The sequence below is a fragment of the Pseudomonas sp. GM17 genome (genome assembly GCF_000282175.2).
Classification (GTDB): Bacteria; Pseudomonadota; Gammaproteobacteria; order Pseudomonadales; family Pseudomonadaceae; genus Aquipseudomonas; species Aquipseudomonas chlororaphis.
This window is the reverse complement of record NZ_CP124732.1, coordinates 1,572,965-1,597,607: the sequence shown is the minus strand read 5'-3', so window position 1 is coordinate 1,597,607 and position 24,643 is coordinate 1,572,965. Positions and strand designations below refer to the sequence as shown.

General features: G+C 62.7%; 21 protein-coding genes and 2 pseudogenes. 13 read left to right on the top strand and 10 right to left on the bottom strand.

Features of this window, described 5'->3' with window-relative positions; genetic code table 11:
• Nucleotides 1-51: 51 nt before the first annotated feature.
• A pseudogene (locus PMI20_RS07095) lies at nt 52-1,475 on the bottom strand (amino acid permease).
• 204 nt (nt 1,476-1,679) lie between these two features.
• Nucleotides 1,680-2,930, bottom strand: coding sequence for a kynureninase (gene kynU, locus PMI20_RS07090; protein WP_007927405.1), 1,251 nt, complete (start codon nt 2,928-2,930; stop codon nt 1,680-1,682).
• Nucleotides 2,931-3,116: 186 nt separating this feature from the next.
• Between kynU and PMI20_RS07085 the strand changes: the two genes are divergently transcribed.
• Nucleotides 3,117-3,590 (top strand): Lrp/AsnC family transcriptional regulator, encoded by a 474-nt coding sequence (locus tag PMI20_RS07085; RefSeq protein WP_007927404.1) that lies wholly within the window; start codon nt 3,117-3,119, stop codon nt 3,588-3,590.
• Between the two features lie 3 nt (nt 3,591-3,593).
• On the opposite strand, the gene PMI20_RS07080 is transcribed toward PMI20_RS07085, so the two are convergent.
• Nucleotides 3,594-4,607 carry an AraC family transcriptional regulator gene (locus PMI20_RS07080; protein WP_007927400.1) on the bottom strand — a complete coding sequence of 338 codons (1,014 nt, stop codon included), beginning with the start codon at nt 4,605-4,607 and terminating at the stop codon, nt 3,594-3,596.
• A gap of 496 nt (nt 4,608-5,103) precedes the next feature.
• Between PMI20_RS07080 and antA the strand changes: the two genes are divergently transcribed.
• The 4 genes from antA to PMI20_RS07060 all read left to right on the top strand — a co-directional run bounded on the left by antA (nt 5,104) and on the right by PMI20_RS07060 (nt 9,486).
• Nucleotides 5,104-6,489 (top strand): anthranilate 1,2-dioxygenase large subunit, encoded by a 1,386-nt coding sequence (gene antA / locus PMI20_RS07075; protein WP_007927397.1) that lies wholly within the window; start codon nt 5,104-5,106, stop codon nt 6,487-6,489.
• A gap of 2 nt (nt 6,490-6,491) precedes the next feature.
• The gene (gene antB, locus PMI20_RS07070) at nt 6,492-6,983 is read left to right on the top strand and encodes an anthranilate 1,2-dioxygenase small subunit (RefSeq protein ID WP_007927395.1); all 492 of its coding nucleotides are present in this window, start codon (nt 6,492-6,494) and stop codon (nt 6,981-6,983) included.
• Between the two features lie 12 nt (nt 6,984-6,995).
• Nucleotides 6,996-8,015, top strand: coding sequence for an anthranilate 1,2-dioxygenase electron transfer component AntC (antC, locus tag PMI20_RS07065; protein ID WP_007927393.1), 1,020 nt, complete (start codon nt 6,996-6,998; stop codon nt 8,013-8,015).
• A 73-nt stretch (nt 8,016-8,088) separates the two neighbouring features.
• Entirely contained in the window at nt 8,089-9,486 is a 1,398-nt protein-coding gene (locus PMI20_RS07060; protein ID WP_007927390.1) for an amino acid permease, read from the top strand.
• 185 nt (nt 9,487-9,671) lie between these two features.
• Here PMI20_RS07060 and kynA read toward each other — a convergent pair whose 3' ends face one another.
• The gene (gene kynA / locus PMI20_RS07055; RefSeq protein ID WP_007922167.1) at nt 9,672-10,526 is read right to left on the bottom strand and encodes a tryptophan 2,3-dioxygenase; all 855 of its coding nucleotides are present in this window, start codon (nt 10,524-10,526) and stop codon (nt 9,672-9,674) included.
• A 107-nt stretch (nt 10,527-10,633) separates the two neighbouring features.
• On the bottom strand, nt 10,634-11,275 hold the full coding sequence (gene kynB, locus PMI20_RS07050) for an arylformamidase (RefSeq protein WP_037033901.1): 642 nt from the start codon (nt 11,273-11,275) through the stop codon (nt 10,634-10,636).
• Between the two features lie 266 nt (nt 11,276-11,541).
• Here kynB and PMI20_RS07045 point away from each other — a divergent pair, with 266 nt between their 5' ends.
• On the top strand, nt 11,542-11,892 hold the full coding sequence (locus PMI20_RS07045) for a cupin domain-containing protein (RefSeq protein WP_007922165.1): 351 nt from the start codon (nt 11,542-11,544) through the stop codon (nt 11,890-11,892).
• 256 nt (nt 11,893-12,148) lie between these two features.
• Here PMI20_RS07045 and mmsB read toward each other — a convergent pair whose 3' ends face one another.
• Nucleotides 12,149-13,036, bottom strand: coding sequence for a 3-hydroxyisobutyrate dehydrogenase (mmsB, locus tag PMI20_RS07040; protein ID WP_007922164.1), 888 nt, complete (start codon nt 13,034-13,036; stop codon nt 12,149-12,151).
• 11 nt (nt 13,037-13,047) lie between these two features.
• Nucleotides 13,048-14,574, bottom strand: coding sequence for a CoA-acylating methylmalonate-semialdehyde dehydrogenase (locus PMI20_RS07035; protein WP_007922163.1), 1,527 nt, complete (start codon nt 14,572-14,574; stop codon nt 13,048-13,050).
• A gap of 153 nt (nt 14,575-14,727) precedes the next feature.
• Here PMI20_RS07035 and PMI20_RS07030 point away from each other — a divergent pair, with 153 nt between their 5' ends.
• The 3 genes from PMI20_RS07030 to PMI20_RS07020 all read left to right on the top strand — a co-directional run bounded on the left by PMI20_RS07030 (nt 14,728) and on the right by PMI20_RS07020 (nt 17,420).
• Entirely contained in the window at nt 14,728-15,678 is a 951-nt protein-coding gene (locus PMI20_RS07030; RefSeq protein ID WP_007922162.1) for a LysR family transcriptional regulator, read from the top strand.
• 181 nt (nt 15,679-15,859) lie between these two features.
• Nucleotides 15,860-17,011, top strand: a complete 1,152-nt coding sequence (locus PMI20_RS07025; RefSeq protein WP_007922160.1) for a polymorphic toxin type 44 domain-containing protein — start codon at nt 15,860-15,862, stop codon at nt 17,009-17,011.
• Nucleotides 16,998-17,420 (top strand): hypothetical protein, encoded by a 423-nt coding sequence (locus PMI20_RS07020; protein ID WP_037033898.1) that lies wholly within the window; start codon nt 16,998-17,000, stop codon nt 17,418-17,420. Before PMI20_RS07025 ends, PMI20_RS07020 begins: the two co-directional genes overlap by 14 nt.
• A 122-nt stretch (nt 17,421-17,542) precedes the next feature.
• Here PMI20_RS07020 and yfiB read toward each other — a convergent pair whose 3' ends face one another.
• The 3 genes and pseudogenes from yfiB to yfiR form a co-directional block, all read right to left on the bottom strand.
• Complete coding sequence (gene yfiB / locus PMI20_RS30905) at nt 17,543-18,022, bottom strand: outer membrane lipoprotein YfiB (RefSeq protein ID WP_502945114.1); 480 nt, start codon at nt 18,020-18,022, stop codon at nt 17,543-17,545.
• Between the two features lie 28 nt (nt 18,023-18,050).
• Nucleotides 18,051-19,318, bottom strand: a pseudogene (gene dgcN, locus PMI20_RS07010) (diguanylate cyclase DgcN/YfiN).
• Entirely contained in the window at nt 19,315-19,893 is a 579-nt protein-coding gene (gene yfiR, locus PMI20_RS07005) for a regulatory sequestration protein YfiR (protein WP_007922153.1), read from the bottom strand. Before yfiR ends, dgcN begins: the two are co-directional and overlap by 4 nt.
• Before the next feature lie 322 nt (nt 19,894-20,215).
• Here yfiR and PMI20_RS07000 point away from each other — a divergent pair, with 322 nt between their 5' ends.
• The 4 genes from PMI20_RS07000 (at nt 20,216) to PMI20_RS06985 (ending at nt 24,619) form a co-directional block, all read left to right on the top strand.
• The gene (locus tag PMI20_RS07000) at nt 20,216-21,067 is read left to right on the top strand and encodes a sugar phosphate isomerase/epimerase family protein (protein WP_007922151.1); all 852 of its coding nucleotides are present in this window, start codon (nt 20,216-20,218) and stop codon (nt 21,065-21,067) included.
• 12 nt (nt 21,068-21,079) lie between these two features.
• Nucleotides 21,080-22,138: an isopenicillin N synthase family dioxygenase gene (locus tag PMI20_RS06995; protein WP_007922150.1), complete on the top strand. Its 1,059-nt coding sequence runs from the start codon at nt 21,080-21,082 to the stop codon at nt 22,136-22,138.
• Nucleotides 22,139-22,181: 43 nt separating this feature from the next.
• Nucleotides 22,182-22,979 (top strand): ABC transporter substrate-binding protein, encoded by a 798-nt coding sequence (locus PMI20_RS06990; protein WP_007922149.1) that lies wholly within the window; start codon nt 22,182-22,184, stop codon nt 22,977-22,979.
• A gap of 98 nt (nt 22,980-23,077) precedes the next feature.
• On the top strand, nt 23,078-24,619 hold the full coding sequence (locus tag PMI20_RS06985) for an amino acid ABC transporter permease/ATP-binding protein (protein ID WP_007922148.1): 1,542 nt from the start codon (nt 23,078-23,080) through the stop codon (nt 24,617-24,619).
• Nucleotides 24,620-24,643 lie beyond the last annotated feature (24 nt).

The following is a 24,643-nucleotide window of genomic DNA, read 5'->3' as shown; positions in this document are numbered from 1 at the left end:
CGCGACGCTGCGGTAAATGGCCGCTGCGCGGATCGCGAGCAAGCTTCGCTCCTACAGGTTTGGGGTCAGACCTTGGACGGGTTCAGCTCGGCGGCGGCCCGGTTTTTTCTGAAGCAGGCGAAGTAGACCGCCGTCAGGATCAGCAGGAACGGCACGCCGAACACCAGGGTCATCTTGAAGGCCTCGGTGAAGTAGGTGGTGATCATCACCGCGCCCATCAGCACCAGGCCCAGCAACGTGCTCCAGGGGAACAGGCGCATGCGGAACGACAACTGCTGCTCGCCATGGCGCTGGTGGTAGCGGCGGAAGCAGTAGTGCGTGAGGAAGATCATGAACCAGGTGAAGATCGCGCCGAACATCGAGATCGCCATCATCAGGGTGAACGAGCTTTCCGGGTACAGCACGTTGATCAGGGTCGCCAGGCCGATGCCCGAGCTGGACAGCAGCAAGGCGTTCAACGGGATGCCGCTCTTGCTCAGGGCGCCCATGGACTTGGGCGCATAACCGCCGCGGGACAGGCTGAACATCATGCGCGTGGTGATGTACAGCTGGCTGTTCATCGCCGACAGCGCAGCGATCAGGATCACGAAGTTCATCACCCCGGTGGCGCCGGGAATGCCGATGGTCTGCATCACCGTGACGAACGGGCTCTGCGCCTTGCCGGCCTGGACCCAGGGCACGATGGCCAGCATCAGCGCCAGGGTCAGCAGGTAGAACACCACCAGCCGCACCATGGTCGCGCGAAAGGCCTTTTTCACCGCCCGCTGCGGATCCTCGGCTTCGCCGGCGGCCACCGCGATCATCTCCACGCTCAGGTAGCTGAAGATCGAGACGATCACCGCGATCCACATGCCCTGCACACCGTGGGGGAAAAAGCCGCCGTGGGCGGTGTAATTGTGCAGGCCGTAGTCGGCATTGCCGGAGCCGAACACCACGTACACCGCGAGGATGATGAAGCCGACGATGGCGGCGATCTTGATGGTGGAGAACCAGTACTCGAAATTGCCGAAGGTTTTCACGCTGATGGCGTTGAGCAGGATCAGCACGCTGGAGAACGAGACGATCCACACCCATTCCGGCACGTGGGCGAACCAGTATTTCATGTACATGGCGATGGCCGTGACCTCGGCGCCGACCGCCAGCACGATGGCCGCCCAATAGGCGTAGCGCACCAGGAACCCGGCCAGCGGGCTGATGTAGAACTCGGCGTAGGCGCCGAAGGAGCCGGAGGTGGAATGGGCCACGGTCATTTCCGCCAGGCAGCCCATCAGCAGCAGGGTGATCAGCGCGCCGATGGCGTAGCTGAGCAGCACGCTGGGCCCGGCGTAACCGATGGCGTAGGCGCTGCCCATGAACAGGCCGGTGCCAATCGCCCCGCCGATGGCGATCATGCTCATCTGCCCGGCTGTGAGCTGGCGGCGCAAGCCCTGTTCACGATTGGAAATCGCTGCAAAACCCTTGTTGGTCGTGGTCACGTTTGTGAGCCTCTTTTATTGTTATTTGCACACGGAATGGCTTGGCTTGTAGCCGCTGGCGCAGCCTGCGATCGGCGACGAAGTCGTCGTGAAACCGGGCAACGCGGTGTTTCGGTTACACCGCGTGCACCGGTCTTACGCCTGCTGCGCCCGAACGCGGACCGAGCCGATCGCAGCCTGCGGCAGCGGCCACAGGGGGGTGTTTCAGGTCACGCTGTGGCGGATCTGGAACTGCGGCTGGGCCCAGGTTTTTTCATCTAGGATTTCACCGAGGATCTGCACCGCGTCCCAGACTTCGCTGAAGCGGGTGTACAGCGGCGTGAAGCCGAAGCGCATGATCCGCGGTTCGCGGTAGTCGCCGATCACGCCCCGGGCGATCAGGGCCTGGATCACCGCATAACCTTCGGGGTGTTCGAAGCTGACATGGCTGCCGCGCTTGTCGTGTTCGCGCGGGGTGACCAGCTTCAGGCCATGGGCCGCGCAGCGCTGCTCCACCCGTTCGATGAACAGGTCGGTCAGGGCCAGGGACTTGCGCCGCAGGCTGGCCATGTCGGTCTGCTCGAAGATCTCCAGGCCGCACTCGACCATGGCCAGCGACGTGATCGGCTGGGTGCCGCACAGGTAGCGGGCGATGCCGCTGCTCGGCTGATATTGCACGTCCATGTCGAACTGCCGCGCATGGCCGAACCAGCCGGACAGCGGCTGCCTGACCAGATCGCAGACGGCCGGCGAGACCCAGGCGAAGGCTTGCGAGCCCGGGCCGCCGTTGAGGTATTTGTAAGTGCAGCCGATGGCGTAGTCGGCGCCGGCCTGCTTCAGGTCCACCGGCACCGCGCCAGCGGAGTGGGCCAGGTCCCACAGGCTCAGCGCGCCGCATTCGTGGGTCAGCGCGGTCACCGCCTGCATGTCGTGCATGTAGCCGGTCTTGTAGTTGACGTGGGTCAGCATGACCACCGCGGTGTCTTCGCCAATGGCCTGGGGCAGCGCCTCGGGGCTGTCCACCAGGCGCAGGGAATAACCCTGCTGCAGCATCTCGGTCAGGCCTTCGGCGATGTACAGGTCGCTGGGAAAGTTGCTGCTCTCGCTGACGATCACCCGCCGCTGCGGTGCCTTGAGCGCCTGCACCCGCAAAGCGGCGCTGAGCACCTTGAACAGGTTGATCGAGGTGGTGTCGGTGATCACCACTTCGTTGGCATCGGCGCCGATCAGTTTGGCCAGGCGGTCGCCCAGGCGCTGCGACAGGTCGCGCCAGCCGGCAGTGTTCCAGCTGCGGATCAGGCCATTGCCCCATTCCTCGGCAATCACCTGTTGCGCCCGTTGCAGGGCCGCGACCGGGCGGGCGCCGAGGGAGTTGCCGTCGAGATAGATCACCCCGTCGGGCAGCGCGAACTGGTTGCGCAGCGGTGCCAGCGGGTCCTGTGCGTCGAGGGCCAGGCAGTGGTTTCTTGTTGTCATGGGAAGTCCTGTTTTCACTAAGGCATGCGGCGGCACACGCCATGCCAGGGGCGACATCGGCGGCTGCGCGGTGAAGAAATAATGAACGAAGCCCTGGAGAATTTTCGTGCAAAATGCGCTATGAGAGCGGCACAGTCTCGAAGATTATTCGACTACAACTTAAAAAAACGCGGATAAATGCCAACCATGATTCTCGACTCGACAGACCTGCGAATCCTGCACTTCCTGCAACAGGACGGCCGTATCAGCAACCAGGAGCTGGCGGAGAAAGTCGCCCTCTCGCCCTCGGCCTGTCTGCGTCGCCTGCGCCTGCTGGAGGGCGAAGGCATCATCAGCGGCTATCGCGCGGTGCTGAATGCCGAGCGTTTGGGGATCGAGCTGGAGGCCATCGTTCATGTGTCGCTGCGCCAGGACGTGGCGGACTGGCACGAGACCTTTATCAAGAAGGTCCAGCAGTGGCCGGAAGTGGTGACCGCCTATGTGGTCACCGGCGCCAGCAACTATGTGCTGCGGGTCCAGGCGCGCAACCTCAAGCACTTCTCGGATTTCATCGTCAATCACCTGAACCGCACGTCCGGGGTCACCGACATCCGCTCGGAAATCGTCCTGCAGAAAATCAAGGAGCAGGACGGCCTGCTGGACCTGGTGTTGCGCAAGTAACCGCTAGAAACCACCCAGGCGCCGCGCGTCGTGGCGCTGCAGGGTGATGCTGGGCGACTCGCCGAACAGCTTGCGGTATTCGGCGGAGAACCGCCCCAGATGGCTGAACCCCCAGCCCAGGGCGATTTCGGAAATGGTCCGCGCCGAGCCGTGTTCGAGGATCTCCTGGCGCACCGCGTTGAGCCGGTACTTCTTCAGGTAGACCATCGGCGACAGGGCGAAATACTTCTTGAAGGCCTCGAACAGCTTGAAGCGCGAAACCCCGGCGGCGGCTTCCAGGTCTTCCAGGCCCAGCGGTTCGCGGGCGTTGGCGTGAATGTACTGGCGGGCGCGGACCAGGTAGTGGGGCAACTTGACCTCCAGCACCTCGCGCAGCTGCGCCGAGTAGTTGTTCGGCTGGGCCAGGATCAGGCCCTTGATCAAGGAGCTTTCCAGGTCCCGGGTGAAGGCCAGCTGTTCGTACAGCTCGCTGCTGCGCTCCAGCTCGGCGATAAAATACCGTGCCATGCGCCACCAGGACGCCGACGCCCCCTCCACCGCATCCATCACCGCCTCGAAGCGCAGCGGCGCTTGCGGCGGGCGTTGCAGCAAGGCTTCGAGGGCCTCGCTCATGGCCGCCCGGGTAATCACCACCTGGACTTTGCGGCAGTCGCCGGAGATCGCCAGCATCTGGCTTTCATTGGGCGCGATGATCACCCCCTGGTCGCGGTTGGAACGCAGCAGCCGGCCGTCCTTGCTCAGTTCCTGATCGCCGCTCAGCGGCAGGCTCAGGCTGTAGCTGCTGAAGCGCTCGGCGTCTTCGATATCGATGGTGACGTCGGTGCCGTATTCGATGGTGCCCAGGGTCGTGGCCCGCGACTTGAACACGTTGGCGCTGTGGTGAAAGCGGATGCGTTCGGGGGTCGCGGTCTCGAGCCGATGCGGCCCGCAAATGCCGGACATCCAGCTTCTCGCCCCCTCGAGGTCGTAGCGATCGATACGAATATCGCGAAACTGCGAATCAGCCTTGCTATTCATCACGGCGCACCCACGGCAATATTTTTTTTGCGCGCTCTGACGGCGCGTCTGGCTTGAAGTACTGGCTTGCTTGCAACAGCCGACAGCAAGTTTTGCGCCACCGCCCGGCACTGCCAACCGACTGGATAGCAATCGCCGACTAAGTGGATAGAACCCGTCCACCCGGTGCGCAAAACCCACGCAAGACTGCGCCAAACAGTAGCTCATCGCGACATCGCGGTGCAGCCGTTGATCGCCTGGGGCGCAGGCCCTGGGTATTCAGCCCCCAGGTGTTACCCCGGCGCCCGTAGGAGCGAGGCTTGCCCGCGATGGGTACGGCGCGTTTTGGCAGATGCACCGCGTGATCGTTTATCGCGAGCAAGCTTCGCTCCTACAGAAGCGCTCTGGAGCGTTCAATTTTGTGGATGGCCTTGGCCGACTAAGCGGATAGCCACCCCTGCCCCGCACTCTCTCTAATGCATGCACCGATTGGCCTGAACAAGAAAGGTACTCACTCATGAGTGGTGCAAGAAACACAGAACAATGGAAAAGTTTCATCGACGGCTGCCTGGACTTTCGTCCGGACGACGGCGTGTTCCGCATCGCCCGGGACATGTTCACCGAGCCCGAGCTGTTCGACCTGGAGATGGAACTGATCTTCGAGAAGAACTGGATCTACGCCTGCCACGAAAGCGAGCTGGCCAACAACCACGACTTCGTCACCATGCGCGCCGGGCGCCAGCCGATGATCATCACCCGCGACGGCGAAGGCCGGCTCAACGCGCTGATCAACGCCTGCCAGCACCGCGGCACCACCCTGACCCGGGTCGGCAAAGGCAACCAGTCCACCTTCACCTGCCCGTTCCATGCCTGGTGCTACAAGAGCGACGGGCGCCTGGTGAAGGTCAAGGCGCCGGGGGAATACCCCGAAGGCTTCGACAAGGCCACCCGCGGCCTGAAGAAAGCCCGCATCGACAGCTACAAGGGCTTCGTCTTCATCAGCCTCGATGTCCACGCCGACAACTCCCTGGAGGACTTCCTCGGCGACGCCAAGGTGTTCTTCGACATGATGGTCGCCCAGTCGCCCACCGGTGAGCTGGAAGTCCTGCCCGGCAAGTCCGCCTACACCTACGACGGCAACTGGAAACTGCAGAACGAGAACGGCCTCGACGGTTATCACGTGAGCACCGTGCACTACAACTACGTGGCCACGGTGCAACACCGCCAGCAGGTCAACAGCGAGAACGGCGGCGCCAGCGCCACCCTCGACTACAGCAAGCTCGGCGCCGGCGACGCCAACACCGACGACGGCTGGTTCGCCTTCAACAACGGCCACAGCGTGCTGTTCAGCGACATGCCCAACCCTGCAGTGCGCTCCGGCTACGCCACTATCATGCCGCGGCTGGTGGAGGAGTACGGCCAGGAAAAAGCCGAATGGATGATGCACCGCCTGCGCAACCTCAACGTCTACCCGAGCCTGTTCTTCCTCGACCAGATCAGCTCGCAGCTGCGGATCATCCGCCCGCTGGCCTGGAACAAGACCGAGATCATCAGCCAGTGCATCGGGGTCAAGGGCGAGTCCGACGCCGACCGGGAAAACCGTATCCGCCAGTTCGAGGACTTCTTCAACGTCTCGGGCATGGGCACCCCCGACGACCTGGTGGAATTCCGCGAAGCCCAGCGCGGTTTCCAGGGCCGCCTGGAACGCTGGAGCGATATCTCCCGCGGCAGCCACCGCTGGGAAACCGGGCCGACCCGCAACAGCGAGGCCATCGGCATCCAGCCGGCCATGACCGGTACTGAGTTCACCCACGAAGGGCTGTACGTCAACCAGCACCGCAACTGGCAGAGATTCCTCCTCGACGGGCTGGCCCGGCAATCCCTGAAACTGCGTGAGGTGTGAATATGAGTGCGCAACTGCAATACCGTATCGAGCAGTTTTTCTACCGCAAGTCCGAGCTGTGCGACGCCCAGGACTGGGATGCCTACCTCGAACTCTTCGACCCGCAGAGCGAGTTCCACCTGCCGCAGTGGGACTCCGAGCATGTCTACACCACCGACCCCAAACGCGGCATGTCGCTGATCTACTACGCCAACCGCTCGGGCCTGGAAGATCGGGTGTTCCGTATCCGCACCGGCAAGGCCGCCTCGACCATTCCGATGCCGCGCACCCTGCACAACATCAGCAACGTGCGGATCGCCGAGCAGGCCGACGGCAGCCTGCAAGTGCGCCTGAACTGGCACACGCTGTTCTATCGCCTGGCCACCGCCGAGCAATTCTTCGGCCATGCCACCTACAGCCTCAAGGCCCACGGCGACAGCTGGCTGATCACTCGCAAGCATGTGCTGCTGCTCAACGACACCATCAATTCGGTGCTCGATTTCTACCACCTCTGACGGAGACCGGGCATGAACCACAAGGTCGCGTTCAGCTTTGCCGACGGCAAGACGCTGTTCTTCCCTGTAAACGCCAACGAAATACTGCTCGACGCCGCCCTGCGCAACGGCATCAAGATTCCCCTCGACTGCCGCGAGGGTGTCTGCGGCACCTGCCAGGGCCGCTGCGAATCGGGCACCTACAGCCAGGACTACGTGGACGAGGAAGCGCTCTCCAGCGCCGACCTGGAGCAACGCAAGATGCTCAGTTGCCAGACCCGGGTGCAGTCCGATGCCACCTTCTACTTCGACTTCGATTCCAGCCTGTGCAGCGCCGCGGGGCCCGCGCAACTGGGCGGCACGGTTAGCGAGGTACGTCAGGTCTCCGACAGCACGGCGATCCTGCAACTGCAGCTCGACGAGGGTCAGGCGGCGCTGGACTTCCTGCCGGGGCAATACGCTCGGCTGTCGGTCCCCGGTACGTCGAGCAAACGCTCCTACTCGTTCGCCAACCGCTCGGGCAGCCAGCAGCTGCAATTCCTCCTGCGCCTGCTGCCCGACGGGGCAATGAGCAATTACCTCCGCGAACGCTGCCAGGTCGGCGACCGCATCGAGCTGGAGGCGCCGCTGGGCGCCTTCTACCTGCGCCATATCGTCCGGCCGCTGGTGCTGGTGGCCGGCGGCACCGGGCTCTCGGCGCTGCTGGCCATGCTCGAGCAACTGGTCGCCGACGGCTGCACCCAGCCGGTGCACCTGTACTACGGGGTGCGCAACGTCGCCGATCTGTGCGAAACCGCGCGTATCGAGGCTTATGCCGGCCAACTGCCGGGCTTTCGCTACACTCCGGTGATCAGCGAGCCGACAGCGGACTGGCCGGGCAAGCGCGGTTATATCGCCGAGCATTTCGATTGCAGCGAACTGCGCGATGCTCCGGTGGACATGTACGTCTGCGGACCGCCACCGATGGTCGAGTCGATCAAGAACTGGTTGCAAGATCAGCAACTTGAGAGCGTTCAGCTGTATTACGAGAAGTTCACCGAGAGTAATATCTGATCCGTCCGCCGTCAGCCGCGATCTGGCCGCGAATACGGACAGATCCGATAACAATGAGAAGAGAGCGTGATTAGTGGATGAAATCCTGAAACCCGGCGAACTCAAGCGTGGCTTGAAGAACCGCCATATTCAGCTGATTGCCCTGGGCGGGGCGATCGGCACCGGACTGTTCCTGGGCTCCGCCGGCGTGCTCAAGTCCGCCGGCCCTTCGATGATCCTCGGTTATGCAATAGCCGGGTTCATCGCCTTCCTGATCATGCGCCAGCTCGGCGAAATGATCGTCGAGGAACCGGTGGCCGGGTCCTTCAGCCACTTCGCGCACAAATACTGGGGCGGTTACTTCGGCTTTCTCGCCGGCTGGAATTACTGGGTGCTGTACGTGCTGGTGGGCATGGCCGAACTCACGGCCGTGGGCAAGTACGTGCAGTTCTGGTGGCCGGAAATCCCGTCCTGGGTCAGCGCAGCGGTGTTCTTCGTACTGGTCAACCTGATCAACATGATGAACGTGAAGTTCTTCGGCGAAGCCGAGTTCTGGTTCGCCATCATCAAGGTGGTGGCCATCATCGGCATGATCGCCCTGGGCTGCTATATGCTGGCCAGCGGCAGCGGCGGCCCGCAGGCGGCGGTGAGCAACCTGTGGAGCCACGGCGGGTTCTTCCCCAATGGCGGCACCGGCCTGCTGATGGCCATGGCCTTCATCATGTTTTCCTTCGGCGGCCTGGAACTGGTGGGCATCACCGCCGCCGAGGCCAGCGAGCCACGCAAGGTAATCCCCAAGGCGATCAACCAGGTGGTGTACCGGGTGCTGATCTTCTACGTCGGCGCCCTCACCGTGCTGCTGTCGCTGTACCCCTGGGACCAGTTGCTGCAGACCCTCAACGCTTCCGGCGACTCCTACAGCGGCAGCCCGTTCGTGCAGATCTTTGCCCTGATCGGCAGCGACACCGCCGCGCACATCCTCAACTTCGTGGTCCTGACCGCGGCGCTGTCGGTGTACAACAGCGGCGTGTACTGCAACAGCCGCATGCTCTACGGCCTGGCCGAACAGGGCGACGCGCCCAAGGCGATGATGAAGCTGAACAAACAGGGCGTGCCGCTGCTGGCCCTGGGCGTTTCGGCGCTGATCACCTTGCTTTGCGTGGTGGTCAACTACCTGGCGCCGCAAGAAGCCCTGGAGTTGCTGATGGCGCTGGTCGTTGCCTCGCTGATGATCAACTGGGCGCTGATCAGCCTGACCCACCTGAAGTTCCGCAAGTCCATGGGCCAGCAAGGCATAGTGCCGTCGTTCAAGACCTTCTGGTTTCCGTTCAGCAACTACCTGTGCCTGGCTTTCATGCTGATGATCGTCAGCGTGATGCTGATGATTCCCGGCATACGGGTGTCGGTCTACGCCATCCCGGTGTGGGTTGCGCTGATCTGGGTGTTCTACCGTCTGCGGGTGGCCAGGTCCGGCGCTCGCGCGGTGGCCTGACAACGGCGGCACATGACCCTGTAGCCGCTGCCGCAGGCTGCGATCGACCGGTACGGTCGCAGCGATCTTGAGGACGCCGGAGGTCCTGCGGACCTATCGCAGCCTGCGGCAGCGGCTACAGGGATTGGCATAAACAAAAAGGCCCGGCATTCGATGAATGCCGGGCCTTTTTGTTGGCCTGCCGCTTACAGCGTCGAACGTACGCGCCACAGCTCGGGGAACAATACGGTGTCGAGCATCTTGCGCAAATAGCCGACGCCTTCGGTGCCGCCGGTGCCGGGCTGGAAGCCGATGATGCGTTCCACCGTGGTCACATGGCGGAAGCGCCACTGGCGGAAGGAGTCTTCCAGGTCGATAAACTTCTCCGCCAACTGGTACAGGTCCCAGTAGCGCGACGGGTCGGTGTAGACCTCGCGCCAGGCGGCTTCCACCGACGGGTCATGCTGGGTCGGCGCCTGGCTGTTCAGGGCCAGGCGCTCGGGGGCGATGGCCAGCCCGGCCTTGGCCATCAGGCCGATGGCTTCGTCGTACAGCGACGGCGTGGCGATCGCCAGCTCCAGCTCCTTGAGCAGTTCCGGCCGATGGGCATGGGGGCGCAGCAGGGTCGCGCTCTTGTTGCCGAGGATGAACTCGATCTCGCGGTACTGGAACGACTGGAAGCCCGACGAGTGCCCCAGATACGGGCGGATCGACTTGTACTCGGACGGGGTCATGGTCGCCAGCACCGCCCAGGCGTGCACCAGCTGGTCGAAGATCCGCGACACCCGCGCCAGCATCTTGAATGCCGGTGGCAGCTGCCCCTGATGCACGTGCTCGCGAGCCGCCTTGAGCTCGTGCAGCATCAGTTTCATCCACAGCTCCGAAGTCTGGTGCTGGATGATGAAGAGCATTTCGTTGTGGTCCGGCGACAAGGGGTGCTGGGCATTGAGGATGCGCCCCAGGTCCAGGTAGTCGCCGTAGCTCATGGAGTCGGAAAAATTCAGCTCGGCGTTATGCCAGTTGTCGGGCGGTGGGTTGTTCGAATAGGGACATTGACTCATCGCGTGGGCTCCTCATGTCAGGTCGCGGCCGGTCGATCACCCGGCGCCGACCTTGATCGAGGGCGCGCGGGGTCGAAGCTTCGTTGTTGTAAATACTATTGTAGAAATTATCGCGGCAAAGGCCGCAGGATGGCGCGCACCGGGCTCGCATCCAGATGAGCGAAACGCAGGGGCAGCGCGATCAGTTCGTAGTCGCCTTCGGCCACCTCGTCGAGCACGATGCCTTCGAGAATCGCCAGGCCATGGCGGGCCACGGCGTTATGGGCCTCCATGGTTTTCGATTGCTGCGGGTCGAGGGACGGGGTGTCGATGCCGATCAGGCGCACACCGTGGCTGGCCAGCAGTTCGACAGTCTCCTTGGCCACGGCGCTGAAATCCGGGTCCCAGGTGCTCAACGGCGCCTGTCGATAGGTACGCAACAGCACCCGCTCGGGCAGGTTGTCCAGGTGCCCCTCCAGGTGCCGGGGCAAGACCAGCGGGCCGCAACCCAGGCAATGCACGACCCGGCACGGGCCGAGGTAGACATCCAGCGGCACCTCGCCGATCGGCGCGCCATCGGCGCTGTAGTGCAGCGGCGCGTCGACATGGGCACCGGTGTGCGGCGACAGAGTGATGCGCCCGACGTTCACCGGGCATTCGGGCCCGTATTGCCACACCCGCTCTTCCTGGAACGGCGTATCGCCGGGCCAGGTCGGGGTCGCGGTACTCAGGGGCGGGCTGATGTCCCACCAGCTTGGGGTTGTGCTCATAGCGCTGCTCTCGGCCATTTCGACCTGAATCATACGAGCGATGCCCGTGAAGATTCTTGCGAAATGCTCCAGCGACCGCGGAATCTTTCGCATGAACTGCCAGGAAATCACTGATTCACGCTCGGAAATTTCAATGCAAACCGCGGCAACACTTCACGGGCGGGTACTGCGTTTCTGGGCACCCCGATGTCGAGTACAGACAACTGACCGGGCGCCGGGCGCTATAGGGTGCGACTTCAGTTCTCAGCCAAGACCCCGGAGTCCTCATGACCGCGACTGCCCCCATCACCGTTCTGCGCGACACTCACCCGCTGCCGGTGCTCGATGCCTGCAAATGGGAAAAACTCGAAGGCGACCCGCACACCGTCAACCTCAACGCCTACACCAGCGAAGACGGCAGCAAGATCATGGGCACCTGGATCTGCACGCCCGGCAAATGGCGCGTGGACTATGTGAAATGGGAGTACTGCCATTTCCAGGAAGGCTACTGCGTGATCACCCCGGACGGCATGGACCCGATCCACCTGCGCGCCGGCGATATCTTCGTGGTCGAGCCGGGGATGAAAGGCACCTGGGAAGTGGTCGAGACCGTGCGCAAGTATTTCGTGTTCGCCTGATCCACCGCGCCACACCACTCTGCCTCTGTAGGAGTAGGGGGACGCCTAGTCCTTGCTCGCGATAGCGGTATGTCAGACGCAGCGCATTGCCTGCATCGCGGGCAAGCCTTGCTCCTACGAGTTATTTCTGCGGCTGATACTCCGACGCCGCAAACAAAAAACCGGGAACCCACCCGACGTGAGTCCCGGAAAGCTTGCAGCGTTCACAGCGGTTGGCGAAACCTGCGCTCTTTGAAGGACGCAGGTTTCGTTGTTTCTAGGTCGGCTTGCGATAGCTGTTGACGATAGCCGAGAAGTCCATGCCCCCTTCCCCGCGCTGGCTCATGGCCTGGTACAGCTGCTGCGCCACGGCGCCCAGCACCACGGGCTGGTGCGCCTGGCGGGCGGCCTCGGTGGCCAGGCCCAGGTCCTTGAGCATCAGCTCGGCGCCGAAGCCGCCGGTGTAGCCGCGGGCGGCCGGCGCGGTTTCGATCACGCCGGGCCAGGGGTTGTAGGTGTCGGAACTCCAGCAACGCCCGGTGGAGCTGTTGATGATGCCCGCCAGCACCTTGGTGTCGATCCCCAGGGCATCACCCAGGGCCATGGCCTCGCTGACACCGATCATCGAAATGCCCAGCAGCAGGTTGTTGCAGATCTTGGCGATCTGCCCGGTGCCCACTTCACCGCAGTGCACGATATTGCGGCCCATCTGCGCCAACACCGGCTGCAGGGTGGCGAACAGTTCGGCGCTGGCGCCGACCATGAAGGTCAGGGTGCCCGCCGCCGCGCCGCCGGTACCGCCGGATACCGGCGCATCGGCCACGGCCACACCTTGCTTGGCAGCCGCCGCGGCCACGTCGCGGGCGGTCTGCGGATCGATGGTGCTGCAATCCACCGCCGGCGTGCCACGGGCGATACCGGCCAGCACCCCGTCGTCACCCAGCCAGACGCTGCGCACATGGGGCGCGGCCGGCAGCATGGTGATCACCAGCTCGCTGTCTGCGGCGGCGGCGCGCGGCGAGGTACTGATGCTGCCACCCAGTTCGGCCAGTTCCTTGAGCACGGCCTGGTTCAGGTCGAACAGGTTCAACTGATGCCCGGCCTTGAGCAGGTTGCGCGCCATGGGTGCGCCCATGTTGCCCAGACCGATGAATGCGATTTTCATAAGCGGACTCCTCAACGCAAATGGATGGTGGTGTTCACGCCATCGTTGACGCTGTCATCGTCGAACCAGCGACTGGTGACGGTCTTGGTCTGGGTATAGAACTGCACCACTTGTTTGCCATAGGGCCCCAGATCGCCCAGTTTGGAACCACGGGAACCGGTGAAGCTGAAGAACGGTACAGGCACCGGAATCGGGATGTTGATCCCGACCTGGCCGACATCGATTTCAGTCTGGAACTTGCGCGCCGCCGCGCCGCTCTGGGTGAACAGGCCGGTGCCGTTGCCGAAGGGGTTGCTGTTGACCAGGGCGATGGCCTGGTCGAGGGTGTCCACTTCCAGCACCACCAGCACCGGGCCGAAGATTTCCTGGGTGTAGATCTGCATGTCGGTGGTCACCCCGGAGAACAGGGTCGGGCCGACGAAGTTGCCCTGCTCGAAACCTGGCACCTTGACGTCGCGGCCGTCCAGCTCCAGCTTGGCGCCTTCCTTGATGCCGCTTTCGATCAGGCTCAGCACACGCTCCTTGGCGCGCTTGGAAATCAGCGGCCCGACATCGGTGCCCGGCTCGCTGCCGGCATTCACCTTGAGTTTCTGCGCCAGCGCCTTGAGGTCCGGCAGCCATTGTTTCGCCGCGCCCACCAGGACCACCACCGAGGTGGCCATGCAACGCTGGCCGGCCGCGCCGAACCCGGCACCGACCAGGGCATTGAGCGCCTGTTCGCGGTTGGCGTCGGGCAGCACCACCGCATGGTTCTTCGCGCCCATCATCGACTGCACGCGCTTGCCGTGTTTGCCCGCCAGGTCATAGACGTGGGTGCCCACCGCGGTGGAGCCGACGAACGACACCGCCTTGATGTGTGGGTGGGTGCACAGCTTGTCCACCACGTCCTTGCCGCCATGCACCACGTTGAGCACGCCAGGCGGAACCCCGGCTTCCAGCGCCAGCTCCACCAGCAGCATGGTCGACAGCGGGTCCTGTTCCGAAGGTTTGAGGACGAAGGTGTTGCCGCAGGCGATGGCCATCGGGAACATCCACAGCGGAATCATCGCCGGGAAGTTGAACGGGGTGATCCCGGCGCAGACACCGATCGGCTGGCGCAGGGTGTAGGTATCGACGCCACCGGCGACGTTCTCGGCGAACTCGCCCATCTGCAGGCTGCCGATCGAACAGGCATGCTCGACCACTTCCAGACCGCGGAAGATGTCGCCTTCGGCATCGGCGATGGTCTTGCCCTGTTCGGCGCTGAGCACCTGGGCAATGCGCTTGGAGTGTTCGCGGATCAGCGCCTGCAGCTTGAGCATGATGCGCATCCGCGCGCCGATCGGGGTCAGTTTCCAGGTCTGGAAGGCGCGATGCGCGGCTTCGATGGCGGCGTCGACTTCATCCGCCGTGGCGAAAGGTACCTTGGCCAGCACCTGCTGGGTGGCCGGGTTGGTGATGTCGTGCCACTCGCGGGTCTGGGATTCGACCCACTGGCCGTCGATCAGCAGCTTGACCTGCTGCAAGGTAGTGCCGTCGGACTTGAGGGATGCGTTCATACGGGTCTCCTGACTTCTTGAGGTTCTTATGCAGGGAGCCAAGGCGTGGGACCGCCTTGAAATGAGGCGTGCGTCGCGAGTTGGTTGTCGGACTGTTTTTGGAGTATAGATGTGCAAACTTCTAATAAGAACGCACATAAAAGCCGGTCCATCATGCAAAAAAACATCACCTCCCTCGGCTCGCTGAACTGGGACGACCTGAAGTTTTTCCTCGAAGTGGCGCGCACCCGCAAGGCCAGCAGCGCGGCCAAGCGCCTGGCGGTGGACTACACCACGGTGTCGCGGCGCATCGGTTCGCTGGAGGGCGCGCTAGGTACCCTGCTGTTCGAAAAGTCCCGGACCAATGGCTTTGTCCTGACCGCCGAGGGCCAGCGCCTGCTGGGTTATGCCGAGTCGATCGAAAGCACTCTGCACATGGCCTGCGAACAGGTCTCGGGCTCGGGCGTGGCCCTGTCCGGGCATGTGCGCATGGGCTGTACCGAAGGTTTCGGCAGCTTTTTCATCACCCCGCAGCTGAGCCATTTCGTCGACGCCTACCCGGCGATCTCGGTGGATATCCTGCCGCTGCCGCACTTCATCAGCCTGTCCAAGCGCGAGGCCGATATTGTCATCGCCCTGGAACGCCCGGAGCATGGCCCCTACGTCTGCTGCAAGCTCTGCGACTACCGCCTGCAGCTCTATGCGACCCAGGAATACCTCGACCAGCACCCACCGATCCGCCGCCCGACGGACTTGAGCGAGCATCAATTCATCAGCTACGTGGACGACCTGGCGTTCAGCTCGGAGCTGCTGTACCTGGCCAACGTGCTGCCCGGCGCCAGCGCCAACCTGCGCAGCACCAGCGTCATCGCCCAATACGTGGCGGCCCAGCAAGGACGCTCGCTGGCGATCCTGCCCTGCTTCCTCGCAGCCCAGGACCCGCGCCTGCTGCCAGTGCTGCCGGAGGAAATAGACATCACCCGGCAGTTCTGGATGTACTGCCGCGAGGACCTGCGCAAGCTCAAGCGGATCACCCTGTTGTGGGACTACATCCGCAGCGTGACCGAACAGAATCAGGGCCTGCTGATGGGGCAGAGCCGGGAGATGGTGTTTGCCGACTCATAGTCCTGCAGGAAGATCAGCAGGCCCTGCCAAGGCTTTGTGGCAGGGATTGTTCGTAATTGCCGGAGCCCGACAGACTCTCCATCCAAGTTCAGAATCGTCCTAAAGCCTTAGCCATCGCCACTTGCTAGGTTCGCGAAGCTCGACAAAGAGCCTCACGGATCAGCTAATGCAAGGACGATAAATGCTTTCTTCTGCTCGCCTGGGCGACAAACACCTCTGCCCTCTTCCCGGTCACGGCACGACACCTATTGCTTGCGCTTCTGGTGACATCAACATCAACTTCATGGGAGCAGCCCGAGTCGGTGACACTTGCGGTTGTGGCGCGGTCATCACCACGGGGTTTCCAACGATCATCCTGAATGGTCGTCCTATGGCCCACTTGGGGAGCCCCACCAGTCACGGCGGGACAATCATCACCGGGTCAGGCGATACCTTCGGCGGCTTTGTCATTGGGCCCACTCCTGGCGCGGCAATCATCAACTTCGCGGCGCTCGGAGTGTTCCGCCCAGACGGCTCGGTAGACGATGAAAAGATGGCGACCTTGCTGGCCGACCCGAAGCTGATGGAGAAGGCGACTGCTGCAAAGGCTTTGGTTGATCCCAATGCGGCCTCTAAGGCGCCCGAAGAGAATCCAGAAGAAAAGGTCTGTAATGACCCTGACCAGATGGAAGAACTGGCGAGCTACATTGCCGACGAGATGAACCGCAACATCAACAGCCCGTCTGTGCGACAAATGAAAGACCTCAACAGCTTTAGCCCAATAGATGAAACAAAGAAGTATAAGGAGCTTCCTTTCTATCTTCGTCTTGGCCAAAGCCCTGACTTCTATAGCTTAGCGCTGGGAAAGAAAGCGAAAGCTTTGGCTATCTGGACAGAGCGAGTCGGCCAGGGTCGCCCATGGGACCACAAGCCAATACTCTCAAGGAAGTACAACGGCGTCGTTTACCACAAACAGGGTGATTACGATTACTTCTACGATATCTGGTCGAACGTCCACTATGGCTATGTGGGGATGGCCGGAGGTCTCTCCGAAAGAGTCCTACTTGATGGCGCAGGCATAGAGCAAATAGGGTCCGATACGTATCGGAAGGCTGAAGAAGTAGTGTTCAAACCCAAAGAACAATGGAAACTACCAGGCCCACACCGCTCAGCAGATATCGACGGTATGCGAGCATGGGATGATGCCCCGGATCGAATTTCCATTGGCATTGGCATCAAGCTCTATCGGCAATACCCAAACGGGGGCGTCACGGCGAAGCTGATAATGGATGAAGTACTTGCGGTCACACCGCAAGAGTGGGGGAAGGGAATCAAAGTACATGAATGTAAATAAACCTAAATTCAGATATGGCCGGTGGATATTTCTACTCCTTGTGGTCTCCCCTATTGCGTTTTGGTATTTCGCATCTCCAGTCGTAGCAGTCAACTTCTCACATGATGGGCAGGAGGAGTTTCGCTATATCTGGAACACACAGCACCGAATTTATAAAGGGGACATGCCCCCTGGGGGTGGCTCCGCAGTCGAGGTTAGCCACATCTTCCCTGATGAAGACTTCTTCATGATGTTCTTTTGGTGGACTGACAAGGGTTTTCAGCGGTGCATCGACATCACCCCCAAATGGGGGCGGATGATAGACATCTACCTTGATGCAGCAGGCAGGATCGACACCACTAAAACCGCCGCTGACGTGATCGCTCGCTTGAAAAAATGCGAGGGCGAGCCTGATCCATTCCGGCCCTAGGCTTCCTGCCAACAGCGCTGCAAAGACCAGCGCAAACTCTAGCGGATCATCCTGCTGCGCAGAATGACGGGAACATAATCAGGGCCTGCTGATGGAGTAAAACCGGTGATGGTCTTCGCCCATCAGTCGGCGATGACCACAATCGAGACGCGACGGTTTTCGGTACGTCCGGCCACCGTGCTGTTGGAGGCCACCGGCTCGCTGCTGCCCAGGCCGCGCAGCTGGATGTTTTCTTCGCGCATGCCCGTGGCCACCAGTACCTTGCTCACGCTTTTCGCCCGGCGCAGGGACAGTTGCTGGTTGTAGCTTTCCCTGCCGGAGCCATCGGTGTGGCCATCGACCCGGACCTTGTCGATGTGCACGCTGACCAACGCCTTGCCGATATGCTCAACGATGCCGGTGCTCGCAGCATTTAACCTATCGATGTCGCTGCCGAACAGCACCTTGCCGGACAGGCCGAAGGCCCAGCCCTCGTCCGTCAGCTCAAAGCCCTCCTGCTTGAGCACCGCCACTTGCTGCGGAGTCAGCCCCTTGGGCGGCACGCTCTGGCAACCGGTCAATGAAAGCAGCGCCAGCAACAGGCCGGTGGTGAAAAGTCGCAAGAAAGGTCGAGTCAGTGAAAACAAAGAATTAGCTCCTGGATTGAACGTGAACGACAGGGGGCTCCGACCCCGCGGTGTGCTGCCCCCTCGAGAGACACGCTTGGCCTGATACATCGCCGCATCGGCGGCATTGAGCAGAGCACCCGGGGTGGTGCCATGATCAGGGTAGACGGCAATACCGATACTGAGTGAAGTCAGTACCGAAGTACTGCCTGGCAAGGCAATCGGCATCTCCATGCTGGCGATGATTTTTTCGGCGATACGCTCGGCATCCTCGATGCGGTGCAGCGGGGTCAGCAGAATGGCGAACTCGTCGCCCCCGAGGCGCGCCACCAGGTCTTCCTCGCGCAACTGCGCGCGCACCCGCGACGCCACTGCCATCAGCACCGCGTCGCCGGCGGCGTGACCGAAGTTGTCGTTGATGCCCTTGAAACGGTCACTGTCGAGAAACAGCACCGCCACCCGTTCGTTGAGCTTGCTGGCGCTGCGCAGCGCGCGGATCAGCCGGCCCTCGAAAAACGCCCGGTTCGGCAACCCGGTCAAGCTGTCATGGCTGGCCTGGTGGGCCAGGGTTTCGTTTTCACTCTGCAAGTGGGTTTGCCAGGCTTCCAGCTCATCGAGCAGGGCATTGAAGTCGTTACCCAGGTTGTCCAGCTCGGCAATTTCCGCCGGCGGCACCCGTACGTCGAATGCCCGCTCGCGGCGCGCGGCATGGGCCACATCGGCCAGGCTGCGCAGCGGCCCGGTAATACCGCGCAACTGCCGGCGCGCCAGGTACAGCGCCACCCAGGCGCTCACCGCGATACACAGGATAATCCCCACCAGCCCACTGAGCAGGAAGCGCAGCAGGCTGCCGCCGTGCCCGGTCAGGGCGATGCTGCCGATTTCCTGGCCCTGATGGATGATCGGCACGGTGATGGGCTTCTCGAGAAAGGCCCGGGCGATCTGCATTTCCAGATCGGTCAGCAAACCGATTTCCGGCCGCTCCCAATGGGCCAGCACACGCCCCCGGGCATCGAGTACCTGGGCATCGGCCACCTCTTCGGTGGAGGCAATCAGGGCCAGGGCTTCGGTCGCCGCGGCGCTGTCGTTGAACACCACCGCCGCTTCGACCGTGTAATTGATCGAACGCGCGATCAGATGCAGGTTGTGATCGGCATACACCCGCAACGCCAGCACCCCGAGCAATGTCAGGGACAGGCTGGCCATGGAAATGGCCAGCAGGGCGACAATCAGATTCCCGCGGCCAATGACCGAACGCAATGTAGGGCGAGCAGAGGATTTGAAGAAGCTCATGGCGCCGCCGGTCGACGACGGGAGAGTTGCAGCACGCTCGGATGAATGCGCACGCCGCTGCGGGCCACCGAATCCAGGTTGACCTCGAATGACACCTGATTGTCACTGACGCGCAGGCAGAACAAGCTACCGACCGTGCACTGGTCGCCGCCCTCGCTGATGCTCAATACCGGATGACCGACCAGGGAAGTGAACAGGCGGGCGCGCTGGTCGTCGGTCAGCTTGCCGATGTACACCGCATCGCACTCGCTGACGATGGCCGGGTTGTCGGCCAGCAAGCGCCGCACCAGAACCGTGCGGCCCGTGGCCTGGGTCGTGCCCTTGACCAGGTCGTCGGTGTATTCGGTCGGCCCCACCACGCACAGACGCAATTGCGCCGGCTCCACCGGCCAGCGCGCATAACTAAGAATCCCCAGCACCACTTGAGTCACCGCCTTGGCGCGCTGGTCTGCCAGGCTGGTGGCGGCAGGCTCGGGTTGCGCGACGGCAAAAGTGCTCAGCAGACAGACCAGGGCGGACAGCAGTATCTGCCTCCAGCCCGAAAAGCGCTCTGTCGCCGAGACAGCCACGTTCATGCAGGGATTCTCTTTGATCTTCATACAATGATGCCGCAACGATAGCACAGCCGGTGAAACCGCCGCGAGGTTCCCAGGTATGGGTAGCAGGCTATTGGTTTAGAAAAAAATGAAGTAACGATTTGAGCCTTCCTATTCTTCATGCCTGCATCGCCTGCTTAAGATCGGCGCCAGAGAGCGAGCCGTCCAGACCGCCCTCGGTGAGACCGGATCCGCAGAGACCCGGCTCAAGGAATGTCTTTTGCTACTGCCCAGTATCGCCGCTTCGGCCCAGTGCCTTTGCGGTGCCATGAGTAGCCCAAGACATCTTTGAGGTTAGCCGATGCAACTGGAAATATTCCGCACACTCTGGGGCTATACCGCCAGCCCGGCCCAGGCCCGCGACGAGCTGCTGGCCGCCGGCTTCGACGGTATGGAAGCCCGCCTGCCTTTGCAAGCCCGCGAACGCGGCGAATTCGGCACTTTCCTGCGGGACAATCGCCTCGCCTACATCTGCACGGTTTTCACCGCCTACGACGTCCTGCCAAAACAGTCGGCCGTGTTCCAGGAACACCTGCTGGACCTGGAGCGCAAGCTCGCCTGGGCCGCCGAACTGGCGCCGCGCTTCGTCAATGTGCTGGCCGGCAACGACCGCTGGCCCCTGGCCCAGCAAGTCGAGTTCTTCGGCCAGGCCATGGAGCTGGCGCGCAAGCATGGCCAGTTCTGCAGCTTCGAGACCCACCGCGCCCGTTCGCTGTTCAATCCCTGGGTCACCCTGGAGCTGATCCGGCAATTGCCCGACCTGCGTTTCACCAGCGACATCAGCCACTGGGTCGTCACCTGCGAACGCCTGCTGGATGACCCCTTCGATGACCTGAGCGCCTTCGTCCAGCGCGTTCACCATATCCAGGCCCGGGTCGGCTATGACCAGGGGCCGCAAGTCCCACACCCCGCCGCCCCGGAATATGCCCGTGAACTGGCGTTCCACCAGCAGCACTGGGAAGCCATCTGGCATTCGCAAAAGGCCCGTGGCTACCAGGTCAGCACCCTGACCCCGGAGTTCGGCGCCGACGGCTACCTGCATCACCTGCCCTTCACCAACGTGCCGGTGGCCGACCTCTGGTCGCTGAACCAGTGGATGGCCAGGGCCGAGCGCGAACACTTCGACCGCTTCACCCACTCAACCCGTCCGTGAGGTTCTTGCGTCATGCCCGATAAAATCGATAACCCCCCGGCCAAGGCCAACTTCAAGCACATTCCGGTGGTGGACATCGCCGGCCTGTTCAGCATCGAGCTGGAGCACCGGCTGGCCGTCGCCGAGCAGCTGGGAACGGCCGCCAGCGAAGTGGGCTTTCTCTACATCACCAGCCATGGCATCGACCCGCAGTTGATCGCCGGCCTGCGCCAGGCCGCCAGGGACTATTTCGCCCAGCCCCTGGACAGCAAGATGCAGCACTACATCGGCACCTCGAAAAGCCACAAGGGTTTCGTCCCCGAGGGCGAGGAGGTGTATTCCAAGGGCAAGCCGGATCACAAGGAAGCCTTCGACATCGGCTTCGAAGTCGCGGCCAACGATCCCCTGGTCCTGGCCAACACGCCGCTGCTGGGGCCGAACGAGTGGCCAGAACTGCCCGGCTTCAAGGAGGCGGTGCAAGCCTATTACGCGGCTGTCTTTGCCCTCGGCAGGCGCCTGTTCGGCGGGTTCGCCCTGGCCCTGGGCCTGGAGGAAAACTATTTTGACGCCCTGGTCACCCGCCCGCCTTCCAAGCTGCGCCTGATCCACTACCCGTTCGACGACGCGGCCCAGGATGCGCCAGGCATCGGCGCCCACACCGACTACGAGTGCTTCACCATCCTGCTGGCCGACAAGCCGGGCCTGGAAGTGATGAACAACCTGGGCCAGTGGATCGATGCCCCGCCGCTGGCCGACGCCTTTGTGGTGAACATCGGCGACATGCTGGAGGTGATGACCGCCGGCGCCTTTGTCGCCACCGCCCACCGGGTACGCAGCGTCAGCGAGGAGCGCTACTCGTTCCCGCTGTTCTACGCCTGCGACTTCCATACCCAGATCAAGCCTTTGCCGCAGTTCGCCAAGGCCTCGGACGACTACGAGCAGATCACCATCGGCGAGCACATGTATGGCCAGGCCCTGCAGACCTACCAGTACCTGCGCAAGCGCGTGGAGAACGGCGAGATCCGCCTGCCGGAAAAGGCCCGCAAGCCTTCGAGCTTCGGCCACCTGAAACACCAGTCGCAAGCGTCCTGACCACCCTTTTGCCCTTTGCTTCCATCCCCTGGAGAGACCCACGATGCTTAACAAAAACAACGTTGCTCGCCTGACCCTACTCACCGCCGGCCTGTTGTGCGCCACCGCCGGCCTGGCCTCGACCGCGACACCCGGACAGCTGAAGATCGGCATGGAAATCACCTACCCACCGTTCGAGTCCTATGACAGCGAGAAGAACGTGGTCGGCTCCGACCCGGAACTGGCCCACGCCCTGGCCAGGCACCTGAACGCCAAGGCCGAGTTCGTCGACACCAAGTTCCCCAGCCTGATCCTCGGCCTCAACGCCGGTCGCTACGACGCGATCATTTCCGGCATGTACATCACTCCGGAACGGCAGACCCAAGCCATGACCATCGCCTATGCGAAAACCGGCGCGGCGATCATGACGTCCAAGGACAGCGGCCTGAACCCGCAAACCCCTGAAGACCTGTGCGGCCTGAAGGTCGGGCTGGAACAGGGCACCACCTGGGTCAGCCAGTTGCAGAAGCTCTCCAGCGACTACTGCGTGCCGAACAACAAGGGCGCGATCAGTGTCAGCGAATACCCCTCGGCACCTGAGGTGACCCAGGCCCTGCTGTCGAAGAACATCCAGGCCCAGGTGGAAATCGCCGGCGCGGCGAAGATGATCGCCGAACGCACCCAGGGTCGGGTGGTGGTCACCAGCCAGCACCTGATCTATCAGCAAACCCTCGGCATCTTCGTCAAGAAAGGCAACGACGCCACCTACAAGGCGCTGCAGGAAGCCTTCGCCGAGAGCCGCAAGAACGGCGAGTACGCCGCGATCCTCGGCAAATACAACCTGGAACCGGTGACTGACTGACAAGCCACTGCGGCGCAGGGATGCGCCCGTGACCGGCCCCCGATCGAGCGCGCAGCGCCCGTCCTGATGCCTGCGATCCGAAGCCGCCCGAGGTGTTTATGCAATTCGACTGGTTCTACTTCATCTCCCTGTTTTCCCTGCCCAGCTTCTGGCACGCCTGCGTCACCGTGGTCCAGCTCAGCGCCCTGGCCTGGTTCATCGGCATGCTGCTGGGCTTTTTCCTGGCCTCGGCCAAACTCTCCACGGCCGCCTGGATCAGAACCCCGGCAGCGCTGTACATCTGGTTCTTTCGCAGCATTCCGCTGCTGGTGCTGGTGGTCTTCGTCTATAACCTGCCCCAGCTGTTTCCGGCCACCGGTTCGGTGCTGTCCAACCCCTTCTACTCGGGGCTGCTCGCCCTGGTGGTGACCGAAGCGGCGTACATGGCGGAAATCCATCGCGGCGGGCTGATCTCGGTGGCCAAGGGGCAGAAGGAAGCCGGCCGCGCGCTGGGCATCGGCCTGATCGGTCTGCAACGGCTGATCGTCATCCCCCAGGCCTTCCGCATTTCCCTGCCGACCCTGATCAACGAGTACATCACCGTGGTCAAGCTGACTTCGCTGATCTCGGTGATCTCCCTGACCGAACTGCTCACCGTCGGCCAGCGCCTGTATGCGCAGAACTTCCTGGTGATGGAGACCCTGGCCGCGGTGGCGGTGTACTACGTGCTGATCGTCACCCTGTTCGCCTGGCTGCTGCAGCGCCTGGAGCGCCACCTGGACCTGAACCTGCGCACCCCGCAAACCCTGGATGACGCCGGCACCGAGCGGCTCCGGCAACAGGCACAACCGCAGCACAGCCGACCTCGCCCACGACCGGTAGCCGGCAGCGCCCCAGCCCTGCAACTGCAAAACATCCACAAGCGCTACGGCGATCATCAGGTGCTCAAGGGCGTCGACCTGAACGTCGCCAGTGGCCAGGTGATTTCCATCATCGGTCCGTCCGGCTCGGGCAAGACCTCGCTGATCCGCACCATCAACGGCCTGGAGCGCATCGACCAGGGCGAGATCGTGCTGTTCGGCAACAGCTTCATCAGCGCTGGCGACAACCTCAACAGCCCGCAGGTGCGCGAGGGGGTGCGGCACATCGGCATGGTCTTTCAGAACTTCAACCTGTTCCCCCATCGCAGCATCCTCGACAACATCTGCCTGGCGCCGCGTTACCACGGCAGCAGCAAGGCCTTGAGCGAGCAGCAGGCCTACGCCTTGCTGGACAAAGTCGGCCTGCTGGCCCACGCCCACAAGTACCCGCACCAGCTGTCCGGCGGCCAGCAGCAGCGCGTGGCGATTGCCCGGGCCCTGGCGATGGAGCCGCAGATCATGCTTTTCGACGAGCCGACTTCGGCCCTCGATCCCGAGCTGGTGGGTGATGTGTTGAACGTGATCCGCGACCTGGCCCGAGAGGGCATGACCATGTTGATCGTCACCCACGAGATGGACTTCGCCCTGTCGATTTCCGATCGGGTGATCTTCATGGAGGGCGGCAATATCCAGCTGGACGCCAGCCCGCAAGCGATCCGCGAAGAAGCGGCGGGGGAACGGGTCAGACGCTTCATGGGGCTGGAGCAGCCAAGCGCAACGGCGCTGGCCGCGGCGCTCTGATCGAGTGCCGAACGCCAGTGACCC

Bases quoted from the DNA above. Each gene is read 5' to 3' on its own strand.
- kynU (WP_007927405.1), bottom strand. From the start codon at position 2,930: ATGACAACAAGAAACCACTGCCTGGCCCTCGACGCACAGGACCCGCTG.
- PMI20_RS07085 (WP_007927404.1), top strand. From the start codon at position 3,117: ATGATTCTCGACTCGACAGACCTGCGAATCCTGCACTTCCTGCAACAG.
- PMI20_RS07080 (WP_007927400.1), bottom strand. From the start codon at position 4,607: ATGAATAGCAAGGCTGATTCGCAGTTTCGCGATATTCGTATCGATCGC.
- antA (WP_007927397.1), top strand. From the start codon at position 5,104: ATGAGTGGTGCAAGAAACACAGAACAATGGAAAAGTTTCATCGACGGC.
- antB (WP_007927395.1), top strand. From the start codon at position 6,492: ATGAGTGCGCAACTGCAATACCGTATCGAGCAGTTTTTCTACCGCAAG.
- antC (WP_007927393.1), top strand. From the start codon at position 6,996: ATGAACCACAAGGTCGCGTTCAGCTTTGCCGACGGCAAGACGCTGTTC.
- kynA (WP_007922167.1), bottom strand. From the start codon at position 10,526: ATGAGTCAATGTCCCTATTCGAACAACCCACCGCCCGACAACTGGCAT.
- kynB (WP_037033901.1), bottom strand. From the start codon at position 11,275: ATGAGCACAACCCCAAGCTGGTGGGACATCAGCCCGCCCCTGAGTACC.
- PMI20_RS07045 (WP_007922165.1), top strand. From the start codon at position 11,542: ATGACCGCGACTGCCCCCATCACCGTTCTGCGCGACACTCACCCGCTG.
- mmsB (WP_007922164.1), bottom strand. From the start codon at position 13,036: ATGAAAATCGCATTCATCGGTCTGGGCAACATGGGCGCACCCATGGCG.
- PMI20_RS07035 (WP_007922163.1), bottom strand. From the start codon at position 14,574: ATGAACGCATCCCTCAAGTCCGACGGCACTACCTTGCAGCAGGTCAAG.
- PMI20_RS07030 (WP_007922162.1), top strand. From the start codon at position 14,728: ATGCAAAAAAACATCACCTCCCTCGGCTCGCTGAACTGGGACGACCTG.
- PMI20_RS07025 (WP_007922160.1), top strand. From the start codon at position 15,860: ATGCTTTCTTCTGCTCGCCTGGGCGACAAACACCTCTGCCCTCTTCCC.
- PMI20_RS07020 (WP_037033898.1), top strand. From the start codon at position 16,998: ATGAATGTAAATAAACCTAAATTCAGATATGGCCGGTGGATATTTCTA.
- yfiR (WP_007922153.1), bottom strand. From the start codon at position 19,893: ATGAACGTGGCTGTCTCGGCGACAGAGCGCTTTTCGGGCTGGAGGCAG.
- PMI20_RS07000 (WP_007922151.1), top strand. From the start codon at position 20,216: ATGCAACTGGAAATATTCCGCACACTCTGGGGCTATACCGCCAGCCCG.
- PMI20_RS06995 (WP_007922150.1), top strand. From the start codon at position 21,080: ATGCCCGATAAAATCGATAACCCCCCGGCCAAGGCCAACTTCAAGCAC.
- PMI20_RS06990 (WP_007922149.1), top strand. From the start codon at position 22,182: ATGCTTAACAAAAACAACGTTGCTCGCCTGACCCTACTCACCGCCGGC.
- PMI20_RS06985 (WP_007922148.1), top strand. From the start codon at position 23,078: ATGCAATTCGACTGGTTCTACTTCATCTCCCTGTTTTCCCTGCCCAGC.